16 protein-coding genes and 2 pseudogenes are annotated in these 18,762 nt (G+C 57.2%); 13 read left to right on the top strand and 5 right to left on the bottom strand.

What is annotated here, in order from left to right:
- The first annotated feature begins 53 nt into the window (after positions 1-53).
- Positions 54-1,196: a succinylglutamate desuccinylase/aspartoacylase family protein gene (locus B4V04_RS19625; protein WP_498233335.1), complete on the top strand. Its 1,143-nt coding sequence runs from the start codon at positions 54-56 to the stop codon at positions 1,194-1,196.
- Positions 1,193-1,855 (top strand): class I SAM-dependent methyltransferase, encoded by a 663-nt coding sequence (locus B4V04_RS19620; RefSeq protein ID WP_498233334.1) that lies wholly within the window; start codon positions 1,193-1,195, stop codon positions 1,853-1,855. The genes B4V04_RS19625 and B4V04_RS19620 overlap by 4 nt, the downstream gene beginning before the upstream one ends.
- 69 nt (positions 1,856-1,924) lie before the next feature.
- On the opposite strand, the gene B4V04_RS19615 is transcribed toward B4V04_RS19620, so the two are convergent.
- Positions 1,925-2,275, bottom strand: a complete 351-nt coding sequence (locus B4V04_RS19615) for an SAM-dependent methyltransferase (RefSeq protein ID WP_498233333.1) — start codon at positions 2,273-2,275, stop codon at positions 1,925-1,927.
- Between the two features lie 336 nt (positions 2,276-2,611).
- Here B4V04_RS19615 and B4V04_RS19610 point away from each other — a divergent pair, with 336 nt between their 5' ends.
- The 9 genes and pseudogenes from B4V04_RS19610 (at position 2,612) to B4V04_RS19570 (ending at position 10,393) form a co-directional block, all read left to right on the top strand.
- Positions 2,612-3,298 carry a halocin C8-like domain-containing protein gene (locus tag B4V04_RS19610; RefSeq protein WP_498233332.1) on the top strand — a complete coding sequence of 229 codons (687 nt, stop codon included), beginning with the start codon at positions 2,612-2,614 and terminating at the stop codon, positions 3,296-3,298.
- A 32-nt stretch (positions 3,299-3,330) separates the two neighbouring features.
- On the top strand, positions 3,331-3,519 hold the full coding sequence (locus tag B4V04_RS19605; RefSeq protein WP_498233331.1) for a hypothetical protein: 189 nt from the start codon (positions 3,331-3,333) through the stop codon (positions 3,517-3,519).
- Positions 3,520-3,651: 132 nt separating this feature from the next.
- Entirely contained in the window at positions 3,652-5,235 is a 1,584-nt protein-coding gene (locus B4V04_RS19600; RefSeq protein ID WP_498233386.1) for a transposase, read from the top strand.
- Between the two features lie 490 nt (positions 5,236-5,725).
- Complete coding sequence (locus B4V04_RS19595; protein ID WP_498233330.1) at positions 5,726-7,027, top strand: site-specific integrase; 1,302 nt, start codon at positions 5,726-5,728, stop codon at positions 7,025-7,027.
- A gap of 255 nt (positions 7,028-7,282) precedes the next feature.
- The gene (locus tag B4V04_RS19590) at positions 7,283-8,167 is read left to right on the top strand and encodes a ParA family protein (protein ID WP_498233329.1); all 885 of its coding nucleotides are present in this window, start codon (positions 7,283-7,285) and stop codon (positions 8,165-8,167) included.
- Complete coding sequence (locus B4V04_RS19585) at positions 8,167-8,595, top strand: DUF7970 domain-containing protein (protein ID WP_498233328.1); 429 nt, start codon at positions 8,167-8,169, stop codon at positions 8,593-8,595. The genes B4V04_RS19590 and B4V04_RS19585 overlap by 1 nt, the downstream gene beginning before the upstream one ends.
- Before the next feature lie 29 nt (positions 8,596-8,624).
- Positions 8,625-8,720: pseudogene (locus B4V04_RS19580) on the top strand (IS6 family transposase); the annotation flags it as partial.
- 71 nt (positions 8,721-8,791) lie between these two features.
- On the top strand, positions 8,792-9,265 hold the full coding sequence (locus B4V04_RS19575) for a universal stress protein (RefSeq protein WP_498233327.1): 474 nt from the start codon (positions 8,792-8,794) through the stop codon (positions 9,263-9,265).
- Between the two features lie 168 nt (positions 9,266-9,433).
- Positions 9,434-10,393 (top strand): LEA/WHy family protein, encoded by a 960-nt coding sequence (locus B4V04_RS19570; RefSeq protein WP_498233326.1) that lies wholly within the window; start codon positions 9,434-9,436, stop codon positions 10,391-10,393.
- A gap of 195 nt (positions 10,394-10,588) precedes the next feature.
- Here the strand turns inward: B4V04_RS19570 and B4V04_RS19565 are convergent, their stop codons facing one another.
- The 3 genes from B4V04_RS19565 to B4V04_RS19555 all read right to left on the bottom strand — a co-directional run bounded on the left by B4V04_RS19565 (position 10,589) and on the right by B4V04_RS19555 (position 15,254).
- Positions 10,589-12,745, bottom strand: coding sequence for a PGF-CTERM sorting domain-containing protein (locus B4V04_RS19565; RefSeq protein WP_498233325.1), 2,157 nt, complete (start codon positions 12,743-12,745; stop codon positions 10,589-10,591).
- A gap of 166 nt (positions 12,746-12,911) precedes the next feature.
- The gene (locus tag B4V04_RS19560) at positions 12,912-13,898 is read right to left on the bottom strand and encodes a helix-turn-helix transcriptional regulator (RefSeq protein WP_498233324.1); all 987 of its coding nucleotides are present in this window, start codon (positions 13,896-13,898) and stop codon (positions 12,912-12,914) included.
- Positions 13,899-14,255: 357 nt separating this feature from the next.
- Positions 14,256-15,254 (bottom strand): DUF7096 domain-containing protein, encoded by a 999-nt coding sequence (locus B4V04_RS19555; protein WP_498233323.1) that lies wholly within the window; start codon positions 15,252-15,254, stop codon positions 14,256-14,258.
- Positions 15,255-15,608: 354 nt separating this feature from the next.
- Here B4V04_RS19555 and B4V04_RS19550 point away from each other — a divergent pair, with 354 nt between their 5' ends.
- Positions 15,609-15,869 carry a transposase gene (locus B4V04_RS19550; protein WP_498233321.1) on the top strand — a complete coding sequence of 87 codons (261 nt, stop codon included), beginning with the start codon at positions 15,609-15,611 and terminating at the stop codon, positions 15,867-15,869.
- A 119-nt stretch (positions 15,870-15,988) separates the two neighbouring features.
- On the opposite strand, the gene B4V04_RS19545 is transcribed toward B4V04_RS19550, so the two are convergent.
- Positions 15,989-17,113, bottom strand: coding sequence for an outer membrane protein assembly factor BamB family protein (locus B4V04_RS19545; RefSeq protein ID WP_498233319.1), 1,125 nt, complete (start codon positions 17,111-17,113; stop codon positions 15,989-15,991).
- 212 nt (positions 17,114-17,325) lie between these two features.
- On the opposite strand from B4V04_RS19545, the pseudogene B4V04_RS19540 reads away from it, so the two are divergent.
- A pseudogene (locus tag B4V04_RS19540) lies at positions 17,326-18,750 on the top strand (Eco57I restriction-modification methylase domain-containing protein); the annotation flags it as partial.
- Positions 18,751-18,762: the final 12 nt, after the last annotated feature.

Below are 18,762 nucleotides of genomic sequence, written 5' to 3'. Positions count from 1 at the left end.
AACCAGCGACAAAAACCACAGGAACGCACCAACACCTCACGGAGAGATGGTCCATGACTGTCGACAGCCACCAGTCGCTCGAAGTGGGGGACCACGTGGTCCCTTCAGGCAGGAAGGTTCAGTTCCGGTACGCCGTCGGAACGACATTTAACGACGATCCGATTGAGATTCCGGTCACGGTCATCAACGGCACACGATCTGGACCCACAGGTTTTCTGACTGCAGCAGTTCACGGCGACGAACTCAACGGCATCAAAATAATCCAGGAAGTCGCGGGCCACTACGCTCCCGAGGACATTCACGGAGCGCTCGTCTGCCTGCACGTGTTGAACGTACCAGGCTTTCTCGCCCAACAGCGCTATATCCCCATCTACGACGAAGATCTCAATCGCTCGTTCCCCGGCAACTCACGGAGTACGACCGCAAAACGACTCGCCAACGCCATCTACGAGGAATTCGTTTCGAAGTGTGACTTCGGTCTCGACTTCCACACGTCGACGCGCAACCGAACGACAATGTATCACGTCCGCGCCGACATGAACGACCCCGCTGTCGAACGACTCGCCCGCGCGTTCGGCACGAGCGTCATCCTCGATGGCGAGGGTTCAGGAGGGACACTCCGACGCGTGGCCTGTCAGGACGGTATCCCCACGGTCACGGTCGAGATGGGGCGCGCCCATCGATTCCAGACCGCGCACCTCGACCGAGCGCTCCACTGCGTCGCGAGCGTCCTCGCCGAACACGAGGTGCTTCCCAACCAACCGGTTTCCTGGCCCGGCTGGACACGCGTCATCGCCCGTGATGGTGAGAAGACGTGGCTCCGCGCCGACACTGGTGGGCTCGTCGAGATGAAGTGGGGCCCACACCCCCTCGTTGAAGATGGCGAACCGCTGTTCACGATTTCTGATCACTTCAAAGACGAAGTCGAAGTCGTTCGTGCGCCGTCGACTGGCCTCGTCGTGGGGGTCCTTGAAAATGCAGTCGCATATCCGGGCCACCCGCTGTGTCACTTCGTGAGCGTCGACGAGACGACCGCTGACATCATACGAGACGACATCGAGCGGGGCGTTTTCGATGTCTACCGTGAAGGCGGTTTCCAGTGGCCCGAGTCGCAGTGGTACGCAACACATGGACATGGAACTGAGTCAAAACATGCAAGAAATATATCAGAAACTGAACGGGAGGAAAACAGATGACTGACCCATCTCATCCGATATTCGCAAGACTGTACGATCCGGTGATGAAGCCGGCGGAGCTATCGGTACTTGCCGACCATCGACGCTACCTCGTGGACGAGCTCGCCGGAAGGGTTCTGGACCTCGGTACGGGGACGGGCGCGATGTTTCCGTACTTCGCAGAAGCCGCTACTGATGGTGACGATCTCACGCTGTTCGCGATTGAGCCAGACCCCCACATGCGCCGGCAAGCAGTCGAACGAGCACGCGAACTGGGACTCGATATCGAGATAGAGAGTGCCGGAGCGGAAACACTCCCGTTCGCGGACGACTCGTTCGATGTCGTCATCGCATCACTCGTGTTCTGCACCATCCCCGATTTCGATACTGCGCTCTCCGAGGTTGCACGGGTACTGAAGCCGGGCGGCGAGTTCCGGTTCCTCGAACACGTCCGCGGAGATGGTGCTATCGGTGTCGCACACGACGTACTCGCTCCAGCGTGGCATACCGTCGCTGGCGGTTGTCACCTGAATCGCAACACCCACGAGATATTCCGGGACGACGAGCGATTCGAACTCGTCGATTACACGCGACTGGAGAACATCCCGCAGGTCGTTCCAACCGTCCGTGGAACGCTCAAACGCCGACGCGGAGGCTCGATTCTTTCTCGGTTCGTGTGAGGAGCGAAGGTCACCTCTTCACAACAAGGATGACGTGCTGGAGGAACGGCAACGCGTGGTGCGCATTTCTCACCTGCTTGGTAATCGCCGCTCGATGTTGTACGGAACGAGGTCTAGTCCAGTGACGCTGAATCCGAATCGATCGGCGAGGTGGATCGCCGGACCACCCCGTCCACACCCCACACCGAGGAGCCGAATGCCGTCCGTGGCGGGCAGGTACGACGCGACCCTCGATCCGACCTCCCCAACAAGGCGACGCTGACTCGACCCGACGACATGCGGTTGGTACCACTCCGAGTAGCCGAGATTAAGAAACTCGTCAGTGTCGAGCAGGAGGTCGAACGCCCGCCAGATGCCGGCCCGTTCACCGCGGTAGGAGAACTGGTCGGTGACACGCTTGCGGAGGGGGTTCTTATCCATAGAAGGCCTACTCGAGTCCGGAAACCTCCGAGTAACAGTACTCGGACTCGTCGCAGTAAGCGAGGTCGGCACACCCGCGGGGGCGCTGGTACTCTATTCCCTTGTGCCGGCGGAGATACGTCACGTATCCGTCGTCAACGCGGTCGAGAATGTCATGACAAATCCACTTCTCACCAAACCAGTTGGCAGCCAAATTCCATTATGGACACAGGAAGATCGTCCGCTCAACTGAATCGACTTGCGGCGTCTCGACGATCCGGACGCCGACGATTCGGTACGCCACGCGGAGACGCTTGACGACCGATTCCGGTGTATTCGCGCCGACAAAGAGAACATATGCGATCACATATCCGATGTCGTAGAGGCAACGAGGACCCTCGAGTCATAATCGTTCCTTTCGAGCCCGTGGGTAACCGGGCAGTTGATCCGCGCGACACATCTGTACAAGGCGACCCAGCGAACGTCGGCTCATTGTTTGCTGTCACTATTGACCGAGATGATAAGCGCCGGGCGGCAACCGCCTTCGGTATCGCTTCTCACCCAACCCTGTCGGGGGCAAAAACAATCGAAAAGGTCAATAACGGTACTTCAGATGCTGAGCAGTTTCAGGCCGAGCTGATGACGTTCGGCCAAGATCAGAGCACAAAAGAGCCCGCAATGGTCGGAACCCGGACGACCAACCTTCCTATTCGAAACGCTCGCCGCCCGAATAGGGACCAGAGCGGTTCTGCTTCTGTGAACTCAGTGATGGGTGCCTCTGAGGCTTTCTCTACTGCTCAGGTCTCACAGAGTTCGCTGCTCTCCTGTTTCCAATGTACTACGCTGGTCGGTATCCTGTGTAAACTCGGGGGCGGCCGCCTCAGCCAAAGTACCTGTTTGGTTCGATGTCTACCCTTGATCACCACTATCGGAGGATATCTGATCTGTTCCGGGGCCTGTTTATTAGTCGTCGAGGCGATCTCACGTGATGGCTGTGGGCTTTCTTTGGGGTACGTCTGTATTGTCGCGGGCTATTGTAACTGAACGCTTATTTTTCCTGCGAATACAGCTAAGACATGACTCAGACAAACACAGATTCTGCGCGGTTTCGCACGGCTAAGATTGCCCTTTCTGTCATCGGTGTGGTGGCCGCCGCTGCCCTCGGTTACCTGCTTCGGGGCCCAGAGGTTGCACTCGCTATTGGCGCTGGCGTCCTCGTCTCGGAACTCTTTGTTCTGCTATATGGACAGGTTCGATCAAAGTAACAGTTATTTGATCTAGCTCATATACTACTTATTTTTAGCCGTCCGATTATATAGTACATTATCGATCTTACTACCTTTCCAAGCTAACGTATGGTCACTTCGAACGATTCATCCTCTACTGAAAATCCTCAAATGCGCTCCCTGTGTGAATCGTACCAGCTAGGAATCGCCATCCGGAACGAACTCAAAGAAACTGATCTCGTTACTGTGTTCGAGAACCTCGATCACGCGATAGACGCGATCGAAGACGGGTATCCAGCGTGGCATCCTGCGCCACTCTCCTTTCGCGCGATGATCCTCTCATTCGTGTTCATGGAGATCACTGGGGATTCGTACGCTGACTTCACTCGACGACTCACCCGGCAACCGGAAGTGGCGACTATCCTCGGTTTCAGCCGAGTGCCCGACGAATCGGCGTTCTCGCGGGCATGGCGAAATCGATTCGACGACGCAACCCACGAATACATCCACGCTGCCGCCCACTTCGTCATCAAGGAAGTCCACGATCGCGACATCTCAGCGCCGGAGGTGCGGCCTAAGGCAGAGATCGTCGACGATGAGCAAGAAGCCGCAGACCCAGTCGAAGACAAATCCTTCTCACAGGAGGAGATCATCCAGACAACGCGCCTCGCGCGTGATCACGCCTATGGACACTTCGACTCTGGTCGGGCGTCGAACGCCTCGTACGAGGACACGCAATTTTTCGAGTTACAGACGTTCATGGGGATGGTTCGGTGCGGAACCGGGCAGGGAGCGACTCGCTTCCAATACCGTCGTGGCGAGGACTACGGCCCGCATGGCGATACCCACCTTCGCACCGTCAAGCAGTTCGATCCTGACGAACTCGTCGACGGCTTCAACGAGACAACGGATCGCTTGCTTTCCGAGATCGCTTCTGAATCCTCATTCCGCCGTCCAGTCACTGCGGCGATCGACATCACCACCATTCCCTATTATGGAGATGTCGAGGAGATGCCGATGGTCAGCGGGACGAAAGATAGGGACGGTCGAGCGTTCAAATTTGCGACGCTGTCGATCATCGGGCAGAACATCCCGCTAATTTTGGCTGTCGAGCCGGTTCGAGAGAGCTCTGAGTGGGATGAGAACCCGTCGAATCAGATCCATCGTACTGTGCGACGGCTCGTTCGACGAGCAAAAGAGCACGTTCCAATCGAGACAGTGCTGTGTGATCGAGAGTTTGACTCGATACAAGTGTTCCAGACGCTCTCAAACCTCGATGTGAACTACCTCATTCCGAAGCGGGTCTCCAGCTCCGAACGGGAGGTGCTTGACCAAATGGACAAAGACGACCAAGAGGTGGCTGTTGAGTCGGCTTCTATCCATGTGGAATCTGGGTCGCATCCAATGCGTCTCCTGTATGTTCCCTCAACGAGTGGCGATGGTACGGCCGTCTTCGCGACGAATCTCCAAGTCGATCCCGAGGAGGCCGAGTCGTTCTGTCAGCGCTACAGCCGTCGGTGGCAGATTGAGAGCGAGTACAAATCGATCAAGGACGACTTTCTCGCGAAGACCTCCTCGAAAGACTACCGTGTCCGACTGTTCTACTTCGTGTTCGCGGTCCTCTTGTACAATATCTGGCGGCTGACGGATTTCCTGCTGAAAGCAGGTGTCGACGGAGAGATGGACTACGCACCCGTGTTGACTGCGGGTGAGTGTGTTGAACTCGTTGCCTCGGCGTTGATTCCACACGACTAACCGGCTGAGCTCTCGTTGGGTCCGCCGCTCAAGAGTGACAACCGTATACAGCAGCGCCAAAATCCACGCAATTTCGTACGCTCGTCCGGTAGTTCGAGAGTAAAAATTCAAACTCGTTCCCCGACTGCTGAGAATTACCACGACTTGATGGCAATTCGATCCAAAACTAGCCTATCCTCCGAAACTGTGGGCGTGCGTTTCGCCTAATTTTGTATAGCGACATACGGTTTAGAATCCATCTCACACGGAGTAAACAGGCTCTCTCGACTGAAATCAGCCGTTTAGAGCTCAGGATCAAGCAAAGCCGCGATTCTATAGTACTTTGTCTTAGTTGAGTAAGACGGAGTAAGTTCTTAGTGGCCCCCACCCGTGGCCCCAAACGAGGCAGAATCAGAATCATGGCCGACGCTTCCACCGACGCACGCTCCAGCCCGATTGCCGCTGCTGGATCGGTATCCCGGCGGCATAACCTCCACACTCCGGAGGTCCAATGACGGGTCGCCGCTCCGTCGAAACCGCGATCGAGGCCACATTCACGAAATATCTTACCGACAAGGGGAAAGGTGACGCTGGCGAGGAGGGCGCGTATCGAGCTGACGCCGAACGCGAGCTCCAGCGATTCCGACGTTGGTGTCTCGGCACAACCGTTGATCCCGCGAACACCTCCCCTCCCGAGTCGTGGGCGGGCGTCGTCGACGGCGACACCGTCCAGTTCGCAGACCTTGACACGACGGTCTTCTCAGACTACGCCCGCTATCTCTCGACCGCCGGGTATGCCGCAGGCACCGTGCTCACCTACTACGCCTACGTCGCGTCCTGGTGCGGATGGGCTCACGCGCAGGGCTACATCTCGAGGCACTATGCCCGCGAGTCAGATGCCGAAGACCCGCTCCCCGAGAACGACGGGCGCCGTCCAGGTGACCAGCAGGCGTGGGAGCCGGTCCACCGCGACCTGATTACGCAGTTCGTCGATCGTCGCGTCTCCGAGGAATTCGACGCGCTCGGCGCGATCGAGGTGCCCCACGCCGACCGGGGCGACCCAGAGAGCGAGACATGGCAAGCCAAACAGCGGGCTCGGTTCGAGGCGTACCAGCGCTGTCGCGAGCAGGCGCTCGTGTACGTCGTCGCCTACACCGGTCTCCGCGGCGCGGAATTCCTTTCCGCACCGAAGGAAGACCACGAGGGCCGCAATGGGATCCGGTGGCGTGACGTGTCGTTCGCGGACAGCAGCGTGACGGTGTTCCGCAAGAGTCGTGAGTGGAAAGAAGCCTCGCTCCCGGAGCCCGTCATCACCCAGTTGAAGCGATACGCCGAGGTGCTGGACGTACCCAAATCGTGGCCGGTGTTCACGACGCTGCACCGGCCGTCACTCGCCTCACACGTCACCAAAGAGCTCGCCGACGGCGGCCTCGACGGCGACGCGATCGAGCGGGTTCGTGGCGGGGCGCCCGACCTGATCGTCGCCGCCGAGCACGATCTCGACGCGCCGAAACCGCTCACCACTGACGGCGCCCGGTCGATCATGGAACGGCTCTGGACGCACGACACGCTCGCAGAGGGTCGTGACGAGCTGGACCTCTCACTCGACGGCGACTACCTCGAACTGCACGGCGGGCGTCGGGGGGTCGGAGAGGTACTCGTTAGACAGTTCGGCTACGCTGCTGCGGCGCGGTATCTCGACAACAGCGAGGAACAGGTGCGTGAGGCGTACCAGCACATTGAGGCCGCTGAGCGCGCCGACATGGCGACTGAGGCGTTCTCACAGACGGATCAGCGGGTAAACGATCGATAGCGGTATTCAGTGAATCGACTAATACCCGATAAGTTACAGAACTGCTGTTCGTGGCCTTGATATTGTTCTTAGCCATCTCACAAAGATAGCTAAGACAGAGAACTAAGAACACAATCTAAGATAACTAAGGCAAGGGGGCTAGACATGTGTCTAAGATACATATCTTAGACACCTTAGTTTTCTAAGTTAGACATCTTGGACAGATGGATAAGTGTCTGACATACATTCATTAGCTAAGGGCCAAATCATGGCTATATGCTCGCGTATACGGTATACAGTGAAGCGGGAGGAGTCGGTAAAACTTCACTCGCAGCGAATGCGGCAGTTGCTCACCAACGAGCGGGGCTCGATGTACTTGTGGTCCCTCTCGACCCACAGGATGGCGACTTAAGCCGCCTTCTTGGGGTTGACACCGATCGAGCAGACGCCAGTGCGGATAGCTTAGTCCGTCACATGGTTGGGAGCCCACGCGGTCCGTTTGAGGAGCTCATCGAAACAGCCGAAGGAATCGACATCATTCCAGAACACAACTCGCTGTCTGATCTCACCCAACACCTGGATAGAGAACAAAAAAAGGCCGAAGACTTTGGTGACGCATACAACCTCCACGCACAGCTGCGACGGGTTCTCGGTGAAGCGAGCGTCCCAAACAAATACGATATTCTCATCTGCGATCCACCGGCAACCGAAGGGTCACATCTCTATAACGCGATTTACGCAACGCGGAATCTACTGCTTCCGATTGAGCCATCGGCAAAGGGGCAAGCTGCCGTCGAAGGACTCGAAGAGCTGGCGACGAACTTTGCGGATCAGCTCAACATCGATGTCGGTGTGTTAGGTGCGGTGCCGATCGGATTCAAGGGGACACGCGATCAGGAAGAGATGCTCGAAACAATCCCGTATAAAGTCCCCGAAATCATCGGAGACCGGACATCGTTGATGGAGGGTTGTTGGCGTCAGCAGTGTTCCGCATTCAAGTACGTTCAGACTCACCGTGATCGTCGACGTGATTATGAGGTAGAGACGCTTGCGCAGTTTGACCGTATTGCCCGATTCATCGAAGGCGAAGGGGGAATTGAGGCGCCGAATCCACCTGAGCCAGGAGCCCTTGATGAGGACGAACAGGAGGTGACTGCGTGATGGGGGGATTTAAAAGCGGAGCTGCTGACGACGACTGGGGGAGCACAGAGACAACCAACGAGGCTGACGCTAACTCAGAGGCTGGCACCAACAACACAACGGAACCAACAGCCAGTGATACACCAGATACGGCGATACATACTACAACGGAAAGCGAGCCTCAATCGTCTCGGCAAAAGCTCCCTTGGGTACTTACGCGAAGCAGTATTACTGACGGCCGTGAGCAGACTGTCCAGCTTCATCTTCAGCAATCAACGGTCAACACCCAGCGTGAGACGACACGGACACTAGAGTCGGAGCTCGGTGAGTCAGTCAAAAAGGCCGATCTCCGTGAAGCTGCACTACTTGTCGGACTTCAACACACAGATGAAATCGCTGCGACGCTTCGAGAATGGGGGTACGACTTGGAGTCATCGGCCCACGACTGAAGCCGTGGGCTTCCTCCTTGTTCCTCTGTGAGGTATATCGTAGAACTGTCTGTTTTTCAAACTGTTTTAGCAACGCCGAAGCAGAAACTGATAGCGAGTGGTTGAGATCGTCCGCTTTCGCATAGAATCAGATCATCTAAACACTATTCTGACTTCCGGGCCGATATTTTTAGCCCTCCGCGTACGAACTGGGCATGTGTACGACGATATTCTCATTCCAACGGATGGGAGTGGCGGGATGAAACGCGTAGCTGAACACGCGTTGACGCTCGCTGAGCTCTGTGAGGCCACGGTCCACGTGCTGTACGTGGTCGACGAAACGGCCTATGCGTCGATACCTGACGATACTCGTGAACGAGTTCGAGAAGCGCTCGAAGGAGATGGAGAAAGCGCAACGAAGACGGTTGCTGAACGGGCTCTGGATCGGGGGCTCAACGTCAACCGTGAAATCAGATGGGGCGATCCGGCAGTCGCGATCATCGCCTACACCGTCGAGAACGACATCGACATGATCGTGATGGGAACACGCCGAAAAACCGGATTCGAGCGGTATCTGCTTGGGAGCGTCGCCGAAAAGGTTGTGCGCGTCTCACCAGTTCCCGTTGTCACTGTACATGCTGGTGATCGTGAAGCTCTGCTCAGTGAACTTGAGGAACTGGTCGGATTATGATCGCTCCGTCTTCTCCTAGTTCAACGATATCGAGATGGAAAAATCTGCGATTTTTAGAAGGAACATAGATGGGACATATTAATAAAGGAAAGATATGTGGCGGAACGATTGATTTCTCGTGTTCGGAGAAGCAGAAAGATTATACCACTCACTTAAGTGGGATAGAGCATGGTTGATTTTCGTGCGTTGTTACTCGGTACCAAATTAAAAGCCATCATTTCTGTCGTCGGACTACTCGCTGTGTCGATTGGTGGTGGCTTCGCTGTCGGCGTTCTCGGAACCCCCAGTGTGGTCGGTGTCGAGAATCAATTTGGTGCCGTCACTGACGAAACGACGACGATAGAGACAGATCTGATCGTCAATAATCCAAATCCGATAGGGGTTCAACTCGGCGGAACGTCAGTCAACTACACGGTCGCGATGAACGATATCGCGATGGCAAGCGGATCGAAAGAGGGACTGGCTATTACGCAGGGAAACACGTCGCTTGAGTTCACCACGCAGATGCAAAACAAGAAGATTCCCGGGTGGTGGGTGAGTCATATCCGCAACAACGAGCAGACACAGCTGGAGATTGATACTCGTGTGCATTCGTCACTAATCGGCCAGTCCACTACCGTTCCCCACAGTCAGGAAATCAATACGGATATCATCAGTCAGTTCAACTCGACGGAGACACGGCCCGTAAACGCAAATCAGCCGGTCGTTTCCGATCCGGTCCTCTACATCAATCAGACGAGTGCCTCGTGGGGCGAGACGACAGAGGCTGAAACACCGATCAATATGCAGTTCACGATGTATAACCCCAAGACGACACCCTACACGGTCACCGAGATCGGCTACGATATCACGATGAACAACATCAGTGTCGGGGAGGGAACGACCGACGAGCCACACATCATCTCCGGACAGTCACAAGAAACGGTCGGGGCGACAACCATCATTCAGAACGAGAAACTCGACGAGTGGTGGGTCTCCCACCTCCGGAACGACCAAGTGACGCAATTGCGGATTGATTTCTACGCCCGAATCGAACTCCCCACGGGGAATACGATTCGCGTCCCGCTCGACGAATTGACCTACACGAAGGAGATCGAGACAGAAATCTTCCAGTCAGGCGGGAGCTAAGATTCGACGGAAAACGGCAGCTCTACGACGACTACAGCCAGGTCAGACACGGCTACACCCACTACTACGGAGACGACGCCGTCCGACAACGAGACCATAGAAACAGACGACGGCGGGATTCCCAGCGTTCGCCAGGAGTGACATGCTCACATGCGTGAGGTCAGGGTATACTCGCCAAAAAAGAGAAAACGGACGTTAGTGTCGCCGGTGGGCGTATAACGCAACACCGATCAGTGCGACGAGTGCAACACCGATGCCGAACCCTGGCGCTTGGGCACTGGTCTGATCTTCATTCTCCCCATCACCGCCGCTTCCATCGCTACTCGTCGTGTCACCGTCACTTCCACTGTCGTCCGAGCTACTCTCCTCCATCGTGACTTCCCGTGTGGAGAAGTGATTCAAAGCGACGAGAACGTCCGCATTGGCGTCACCACTCGACTGCTGGCGGACGAGGAACTTTGACGTTTCACCGTTGTTGGCGGCACTTTCGAGGTCACTGTAGGAGGACGCTTGAGCGGCAGCCTCACCGTCGACGGTGACCTGTATATCGTCAGTCGAACTGATGACTGCATCCGGGATCGACGTGATGATGATCTTGCCCTGCTGCTCAGAGCGCTCGGCGGTCATCTTCACGGTACCCTCACTCTGCTGGGTCACTTCGACAGTCGTATCCTCGCCGTACTGGACGACATCGGCAACGGTTTCGCTACTCCCCTCGGTCTTCTGCATCACATACACTTCGGCGGCGGCCGTCCCGTCAGCGATCAGCTGTTCCTGCTGCTGGTCCTCGTCATCACGGTCGTCTGCGTACGACCGGAAGACCAGCTGGCTGTTCTCACTGAGATCGGCCGTCACGTTGCCCTGGTCGTTGACCGTGACTTCCCCGTCACCGACGACGATGAACGTCCCCTTGGTGCCGTCCTCGGACGTGACGACGACGCGCTGGTCACTCTCGATCTCTGTCTGTGAGCTTGCAGAAACGTTGACTGACACGTACTGAGCTTCGTCACCGGATTGGACGACGAGAATCCCACGCGGGTTGTCGTGTGCTTGTAACTGCGCACCGCTGTCGGTTGTCACTGTCGCGCTCGTTTCGGTCTTGGCGTCCACAGACAGGGCTGCCCCCGTGAAGTCCGTGACGGCAGACAGCTCCGTCCCGACGTCAATCCCACTCTGGCTTTGGGCCTGGCTCTGCGATTGCACCTTCACCGATTCCATCATCGTCTCGCCGTCGACTGCGTAGTCGAGGACAGCGTTGTCCGACGCCTCGAACGACGTGTGGGTGCCCGCGTAGCCCTCTGCTTGCGCGCCACTCGTCGAAGTAAACTCGATCTCCCGGGTGGAGAAGTGATTGACGGCGACGAGCACGTCAGCACTCCCCTGCGCACTGGACTGCTGGCGGACGAGGAACTTCGACGTGTCACTCCCGATCGCACTCTGGAGGTCGCTATAGGAGGACGCCCGAGCGGCGGCCTCACCGTCGACACTCACCTGGAGGTCATCCGACGATTGAACGACTTCGTCCGAGACGGTCGTGATGACGACCTTGCCCTCGTGTTCCGCGCGCTTGGCGGTCATCGCGACCCGCCCTTCGCTCTTTTCGGTAACGTTGACCGTCGTCTCCTGGCTGTAGTTGACGGTATCCGCGACGATTGCACCGCCGTCCTGCATCACGTACACTTCGGCCGCCGCCTTGCCGTCAGCGATCAGCTGCTCCTGTTGGGCGTCCTCGTCGTCACGCCCTTCGGTGTAGGTGCGGAAGACGAGTTGGCTGTCTTCCTCGAGTTCCGCGGAAACGTTCCCTTGGTCGTTCACCCTGACCTCACCGTCACCTACGACGATGAAGACACCCTGCGTGCCGTCGTCGCGGGTCACCACAACCCTATTGTTGCCCTCGCTTTCGGCCTGCGCGGAGTTAGACAGGTTGGCAGTCACGTACTGACTGTTGTCTCCAGCGCGAACGACCAGTACGCCACGATCGTTGTCGTGCGCGTGGAGTTCAGCACCGCTCTCTGCAGACATCTCGGCACTGGTCTCGCTTTCCGAATCGACCGAGACCCCGGCCCCACTGATGTCCGTGACCGCGTTTAGGCCGACCCCTACGGACACGTCACCGCGGCTCTGTGCCTCGCTTTTCGATTGTACCTTCATCGACTCCATCACCGTCTCGCCGTCGACCGCGTAGTCGACGACAGCATTACTCGTTGTATCGAACGATACGTGTGTGCCTGCGTATGCCTGTTGCTGGCTAGACGTGGCCGTCCCGGCCGATGCTACTGTCGCGGCGGGCCCGAGGACGGACGCCACCAGCAGCACCGACAGCACGGACGCTGCGAGTTTGTTGGCGAACATTGCAGTCGGTTCTGACGTCCCTGTGTGGTATATAAATGGTCGATCCAGACCCTGAAACAACGTGAATTTCGCACGATTAACGCGAATAGAACCCCGATTCGGTCTGCCGATTTTTACGAATAATTGGATTGTCCCCGACCAAAACAGGCGATAGATTTATATACAATTACTCATCCAATTCGGTATCCGGTAGTGTGACCACATTTTCGCGTCCGATCCGGAACGTCTCGATAGATCCATCATCACGCATCTGCCTGATGACTTTGCTCGTCTTGGCGTCGGTCCAGTCGAGTTGGGCAGCAACCTCCTGTTGTTTCAGACGACCACCGTGTTCCTCAAGGAGGTTCTGAACCTGTTCCTCATTACTCATCAAGTCAGAGATCGAGTCGATCCCGGCCGAAGCAGTAGGCCCTGCCCCAAACGGCAGGTCGATGAATCCGAGATAGACGGCACCGCCCAAGCCACTGAGAAGAACAACGATTACTCCGATCAATACTGGGAGCAAGAGCTGTCGACCATCTCCAGTAAGCGGTCCGTCCCCATCTGAACCGTTGGTTGATCCAGCACCTGTCGTATCGCCTTGCTCACCACCGGTCACCGGCGTCGTCGCAGTCTCCCCCTGAGAAACGACGATACGCGGTTCATCCACAGCAAAATGCATCGATCCAGACCAGACGATACCTCGATCACGGACATCATGTGGAGGCGGCGAGACGGTCTCACGGTGGTACTCCGCAGGCCACGTGACGATCAGTGTCGTCTCACTATCAAGAAAGATGCCCTCCAGTGCATCACCCGCCTCGATCGTCGAACCGGTTGTCGAAGCAAACCCGTTCCACTCGAACGTATAGACTATAATACCGTAATCTTGGGGCAGTCGCTCGCGCGTGACGTCGATCGTGACGTTTTCGAGTGACATCTCACGCCCTGTCGCATTCTCTGCGTTATTGATCGTCGCCCGCATATCTGTCGCAAACCGCTCGCGATAGGTGTCTGGGTCCGATTCGATCTGCTCACGGTGGCGCTCGAAAGCCTCGGTACTGTTCTCATCGTCGAGGCGAATGCGGTATTCAACCCGCCATTCGCCAGATCCATCGGGACGAAGGTCAACCTGCAGCAAGACGTTATCCGGATCGATCTGAACGCCATACACGGATTGTGGCGACGTGTTGTCGGCTACTTTGCTCGGAGAAGCAGGATCAGCACCGGCCAGACCACTAGTAAGAATCACAATGAATAAAAGAAGTGAGACGGCGAGTGGGAATCCCCGTCTTAGTAGACCTCGCAACATGAGTGGTTCGAGATTCCTTCTCTGCCCCTAAAAAAAGCCCTTCCGTTCTACGGTGACAGCGATTGAAGAGATAGTTTCATCTGCTTCTTATCTGCGACAGTACTCGATCAATTGGGTCAGGATGTACGCTCTACCGACGATTGGAGGAATGCATCAGGAGACTCTCGGCATAATTCAATAAAAATACACATCCACCAGCCAAGCAGCAGACCAAAGATTTCACGCCTTCGTAGCCTCTTCAATTGCCGCCTCCGCCTGTTCGGTAGCTGTACGGGCGGAGTTTATGGCTTCATTCGCGAGCTCGATCGTTTTTTGTTCGTTTTCAGCCTCCTGCGCATCGACCAATTTTTGTTCGGCTACACTTAGGTTATGTTGAGCTTGATCGAGTAAATCGGTGGCTGTCTCTGTAACGAGGGTTGCTTCAATTGTTTGGTTCGCTTGCTCGACCTGCTCGCGAGCCGTTTGCACCTCAGCTTCGGCGTCTGTAATGGCTGTGCTTACGTTTGTACTTACATTTTTATCTATACTAGTTTCATTGTCACTTCCGGTATCGTCAGACGTAGGAGACTCTGTAGCGGAGTCGTTCGAGACACGGGTGAAACTGGGAGCGATGACAAAGAGTTTCGTTCCTTGGAGTTCCTGCGCTCTGGTCTGGACATCGTGGATCGCCTCTAACTCGACGCCTACCTCAATGAGAAGCAAGAACGAGAGATCATCTGCAACACGCTCAAGTTGGGTCGCCGTCCGTTCGACGGATCGAAGTTCGACGTCGAGGACAGCACTACGGGCCCGAAATTCGCTGTCGGTGATCGTACCGTTTTGGTGGGACCGTCTCAGCTCCTGTTTGCTTTCGGCAAGTCTGTCGAGCCGTTGTTGGTTCTGTTGGTGAATGGCAGCGACGATCTCGGCTTTCTCTTCGGGAGAGTCTGCTCTAGAAATCCGAACATCAACCCGCTGTGCAGAAACCTCATCCTCGTGCTGCTCACGGTGCGTGCCGATTACTCCGACAAACTGGGCACCAGGTTTGGTGGCTGTTTCAGATGAATTATTCTCCGCATTACCAGTCTCCGAGGAAACACCAGCATCGGTAGAAATTTGATTTTCAACGGGCTCAAAGGCGAAGTCACCAGTAGAGCGTGATGAGTCGATTACAGTGAGGGCGGTGAGCGGTCCGATAAGGACCACAATGCAGACGCAAAACACCACGATCCGGCCCATGCTATCCGGTTCTACCGGCCGCGGACACATATAAATACTAGATCGTGACCGCGAATCAACGCGAATCGACGGGCTTCAGCGTCCACAACGCTCCGGAGAGCATACGAATCGATACTGGTGCCAATTGGCGTGGTCTGCTCTGATGGGATGAAAGCCGGCTAAGTCCCCAGCGTGCGTGAAGAGGTGCTGGGGTGGTCAAAGGCCGATGATTCAACAGCGTCTCAGAACGCGTGGCTCTGATTGGCCTACCTGCCAAGGACGCACTCTCATGGGAGGCCGAATAGGTGTGGCTCCCTTCACGCACAAACCGCTCCACAGGAACCATGTACTACCTGGGAATCGACCTTCATAAAGATGAGTCGCACGTCGCTGTTTTGGACGACGATGGGCGTCCGGCCCTTGCTGCGCCATCGGCTGTTCGCTGCGTACGATCACGCACACAACGCACGATTGGACAGCGAGCGATACGGCCAGCGCTGGATGGCCGAGACCACTTTTTCGGCCATCAAGGGTCGATTCGGCCCCGCTGTCCACCCTCGTGCATGGTACCGCGAGTTCCGCGAACTTGTGATGACCGCCACAGTCTACAACCTCGAACAAGCGCTTAAACAGTGATCCCCACGCCATCATCGGATTCAAAAAAGCAGACCAGTCAATTCACATCGTAACAGAAACTGGATGCGAGGTACAGAAGTTCAGCGGAGCAGTATATGAGTTCCCGCTCGAACGGACCGTCACTCAGCGGTGAGTGCGTGGATAGCTCCGTCAGCAGTGCCAGCGTAGACGGTCCCGTCGACGACCACCACGGACGACACCCAACTACTCGCCTCGAAGCGCCGCTGTTCGGTGCCGTCGCTCGTAGCGAGTGCGTACACCGTACCGTCGTTCCCACCGAGGTAGACCGCATCAGTGGTCACTGCGGGCGAGGATCCGACGCTATCAGCCACCTCGAAAGACCACTGCTCGGCACCCTCATCCGCAGCGAGCGCGTAAACGGTATCGTCACCCCCGATATAGACGGTCTCGTTCAGTACCGCTAGCGGTCCCGTCCCGATCCTGTCTATGGGGTCTTTCGGTTCGAACGACCACTGCTCGGTCCCATCGGCAGCGTTCAGTGCCCAGGCTCTTTTGCCGTGTTTGAGGTAGACGGTGCCGTCGGCCACCGTCGGCGTCGCGCTGTCCGCATAGTTGAGCTCGTGGGTCCACTGTTCAGTACCGTCAGCGGCGTCGAGCGCATAGGCGCTTTTCCCACCGATGTACACGGTGCTGTCGACGATCGCTGGCGACGCGTACGCGTTGAACCCCATCTCGAAAGACCACCGCTCGGTGCCGTCGGTGGCGTCCAGCGCGTAGAGCTGCCCCTCACCGTCCCCGACACCCCCGATGTAGACAGTGCCGTCGACTACTGCCGGAGCCGGAGCCACCTGTTTGCCGGTCTCGAAGCGCCAGTGTTCGGCCCCGTCGCTGGCAGCCAGTGCACAGATCGTTCCGCCGCCACAGCTGACGTAGACGGTGTCGTCAACGATCGCCGGTGGCCAGCCGATCTGCCCGTCGACCTTGACTGACCACCGTTCAGTACCATCGCTTGTAGCGAAAGTGGAAACCACCCCGTCGTTGCTCCCGGCGTAAACGGTGTCATCGAAGACTGCAAGCGAATACCCGATCCCCCCCGGAGTCTGGACGACCCACTGTTCGGTGACCGAGTTGGTCGGGCCGGTTGTGTCCAGTGATCCCCCCGTCCGGGCTGGATTATACCGGAACATCGGGACACCGGTCGGGGCCGACCTCTCAGTTCCAATTCCCTTTTCACCGGTATGTGAGCACCCACTGAGGCTGGCTGCTCCGGCTACGCCGGCCATTCGGAGGAACCTGCGTCGCGATATGGGGACATTCACAAATGTGATTTTCAGATAACATAAATAAAACCGGTGAAAAGTAGGCCATCGTAGTTAATTATGGGTTTGTCGGATCAATGACCAATTAGAGCGAATGACCAGGCTGCATTTTCGCCGCATCTCCGTGGCCTCTCCGTCATCTATTTGTAGCCCGTGAAATGTGGAAATAGTATCACATGAGCCAAGCGACGCTTGGAAGTGGTCCCTATCGGAACTCCAACCTCTTCTCTGGCTACTATCTCGACGAGCGCGTCGCCGATCTCGACGCGTGGGACTGCGACGAGGAGGCCGAGGAGGCCTTCAAGCAGATACACGATCTCTGGGAGAAGGAAGGCACCCTCCTCCCCTCCTACAACGAAGACGAACTGATCGACACGTGGATCGCCGAAGTCGTCGACATTCTCGGGCACGGAACGAGCTCCGAGGTGACGCTTCCGGACGGCGGCGGCTACGTCGACCGGCTGCTCTTCGAGAACGACGACGTCCGTCGGGAAGGGGCGAAGCGAGCCCTTGACGGCGACCACGAGGGACTGTTCTCGCAGGCGTCGGCGATCCTCGAAGCCAAGCAGTGGGACGCCGACTTTGAGCAGCGCTTCGCAGAGCAGCGCTCCTACCGCGACGCCTCACACCAGATCAAGTACTACCTCGAACGGACGCCGAGCGACCTGAAGTGGGGCGTGCTCACCGACGGGAAGAAGTGGCGGCTCTACGGGACGAAGGACTACGAGACGCAGACCTACTACGAGGTCGACCTGCCGGAGATCTTAGAGAGCGGGGACCTGGAGGCGTTCAAGTACTTCTTCGCGTTCTTCCGGCCGGAGGCGTTCGTCGAGCACGCGAGCAGCTCGTTCCTCGACGACGTCTGGACCGAGTCAGAGACGGCCGCACAGGAACTCGGTGAGGACCTCCAAGACAACGTCTTCCGGGCGCTGCGAGTCCTCGGGAAGGGGTTCGTCGAGTCGAACGACCTCGACGTCGGCGAAGACGGCGACGTGGACCGCGACGAGCTGAAAGAGCAGTCGCTGGTCCTCCTCTATCGCTTGATGTTCGTCCTCTACGCCGAATCACGCGGGCTGATCGACCCCGACGACCCGGACGCGAGCGAGGAGTACCACGAGTACTTCAGCCTCGAAGCGAAGCGCGAAGAGATTCTCGACGACGTCGAGGGCATGGACGTCGAGTCCGGCGAGGCGTTCACCGAGGAGTACAGCCGATTCTCGACCTCCATCTGGGGGCGACTCTCGGAGCTGTTCGAGCTGATCGATGAGGGCGAGGAGGACCTTGACATCCCGCCGTACAACGGGGGGCTGTTTAGCCGCGAGGACCACGCGTTCCTCACCGAGTACGAAGTGAAGGACCCGTACATCGCGGAGGTGGTCTACTGGCTGTCGACCACCGAGAACGAGGAGGGCGAGCACGTGCCGGCCGACTACGCGGACCTGGACACGCGGCACCTCGGGTCGATCTACGAGGGGCTGCTCGAACACGAGTTCCGGATCGCGGACGCGGAGGGCGTCGCGGCGGTCTCGGCGGACGGCGGCCAGGTGTGGAAGCCGGCCTCGGAGGTCACGGCGGCGGAGGCGGTCGAGATCGTTGAAGAGGCGGTTAACTGA

This window comes from Halorubrum sp. B52, from assembly GCF_059752555.1.
The sequence above is the reverse complement of the archived record's forward strand: the minus strand, read 5'-3'. Positions and strand labels throughout refer to the sequence as shown.

Excerpts from the sequence above, each read along its gene's own strand:
- B4V04_RS19590 (WP_498233329.1), top strand. The coding sequence starts at position 7,283 with ATGCTCGCGTATACGGTATACAGTGAAGCGGGAGGAGTCGGTAAAACT.
- B4V04_RS19585 (WP_498233328.1), top strand. The coding sequence starts at position 8,167 with ATGGGGGGATTTAAAAGCGGAGCTGCTGACGACGACTGGGGGAGCACA.
- B4V04_RS19555 (WP_498233323.1), bottom strand. The coding sequence starts at position 15,254 with ATGGGCCGGATCGTGGTGTTTTGCGTCTGCATTGTGGTCCTTATCGGA.
- B4V04_RS19570 (WP_498233326.1), top strand. The coding sequence starts at position 9,434 with ATGGTTGATTTTCGTGCGTTGTTACTCGGTACCAAATTAAAAGCCATC.
- B4V04_RS19615 (WP_498233333.1), bottom strand. The coding sequence starts at position 2,275 with ATGGATAAGAACCCCCTCCGCAAGCGTGTCACCGACCAGTTCTCCTAC.
- B4V04_RS19610 (WP_498233332.1), top strand. The coding sequence starts at position 2,612 with ATGCGATCACATATCCGATGTCGTAGAGGCAACGAGGACCCTCGAGTC.
- B4V04_RS19605 (WP_498233331.1), top strand. The coding sequence starts at position 3,331 with ATGACTCAGACAAACACAGATTCTGCGCGGTTTCGCACGGCTAAGATT.
- B4V04_RS19620 (WP_498233334.1), top strand. The coding sequence starts at position 1,193 with ATGACTGACCCATCTCATCCGATATTCGCAAGACTGTACGATCCGGTG.
- B4V04_RS19550 (WP_498233321.1), top strand. The coding sequence starts at position 15,609 with ATGAGTCGCACGTCGCTGTTTTGGACGACGATGGGCGTCCGGCCCTTG.
- B4V04_RS19625 (WP_498233335.1), top strand. The coding sequence starts at position 54 with ATGACTGTCGACAGCCACCAGTCGCTCGAAGTGGGGGACCACGTGGTC.
- B4V04_RS19545 (WP_498233319.1), bottom strand. The coding sequence starts at position 17,113 with ATGGCCGGCGTAGCCGGAGCAGCCAGCCTCAGTGGGTGCTCACATACC.
- B4V04_RS19600 (WP_498233386.1), top strand. The coding sequence starts at position 3,652 with ATGCGCTCCCTGTGTGAATCGTACCAGCTAGGAATCGCCATCCGGAAC.
- B4V04_RS19565 (WP_498233325.1), bottom strand. The coding sequence starts at position 12,745 with ATGTTCGCCAACAAACTCGCAGCGTCCGTGCTGTCGGTGCTGCTGGTG.
- B4V04_RS19595 (WP_498233330.1), top strand. The coding sequence starts at position 5,726 with ATGACGGGTCGCCGCTCCGTCGAAACCGCGATCGAGGCCACATTCACG.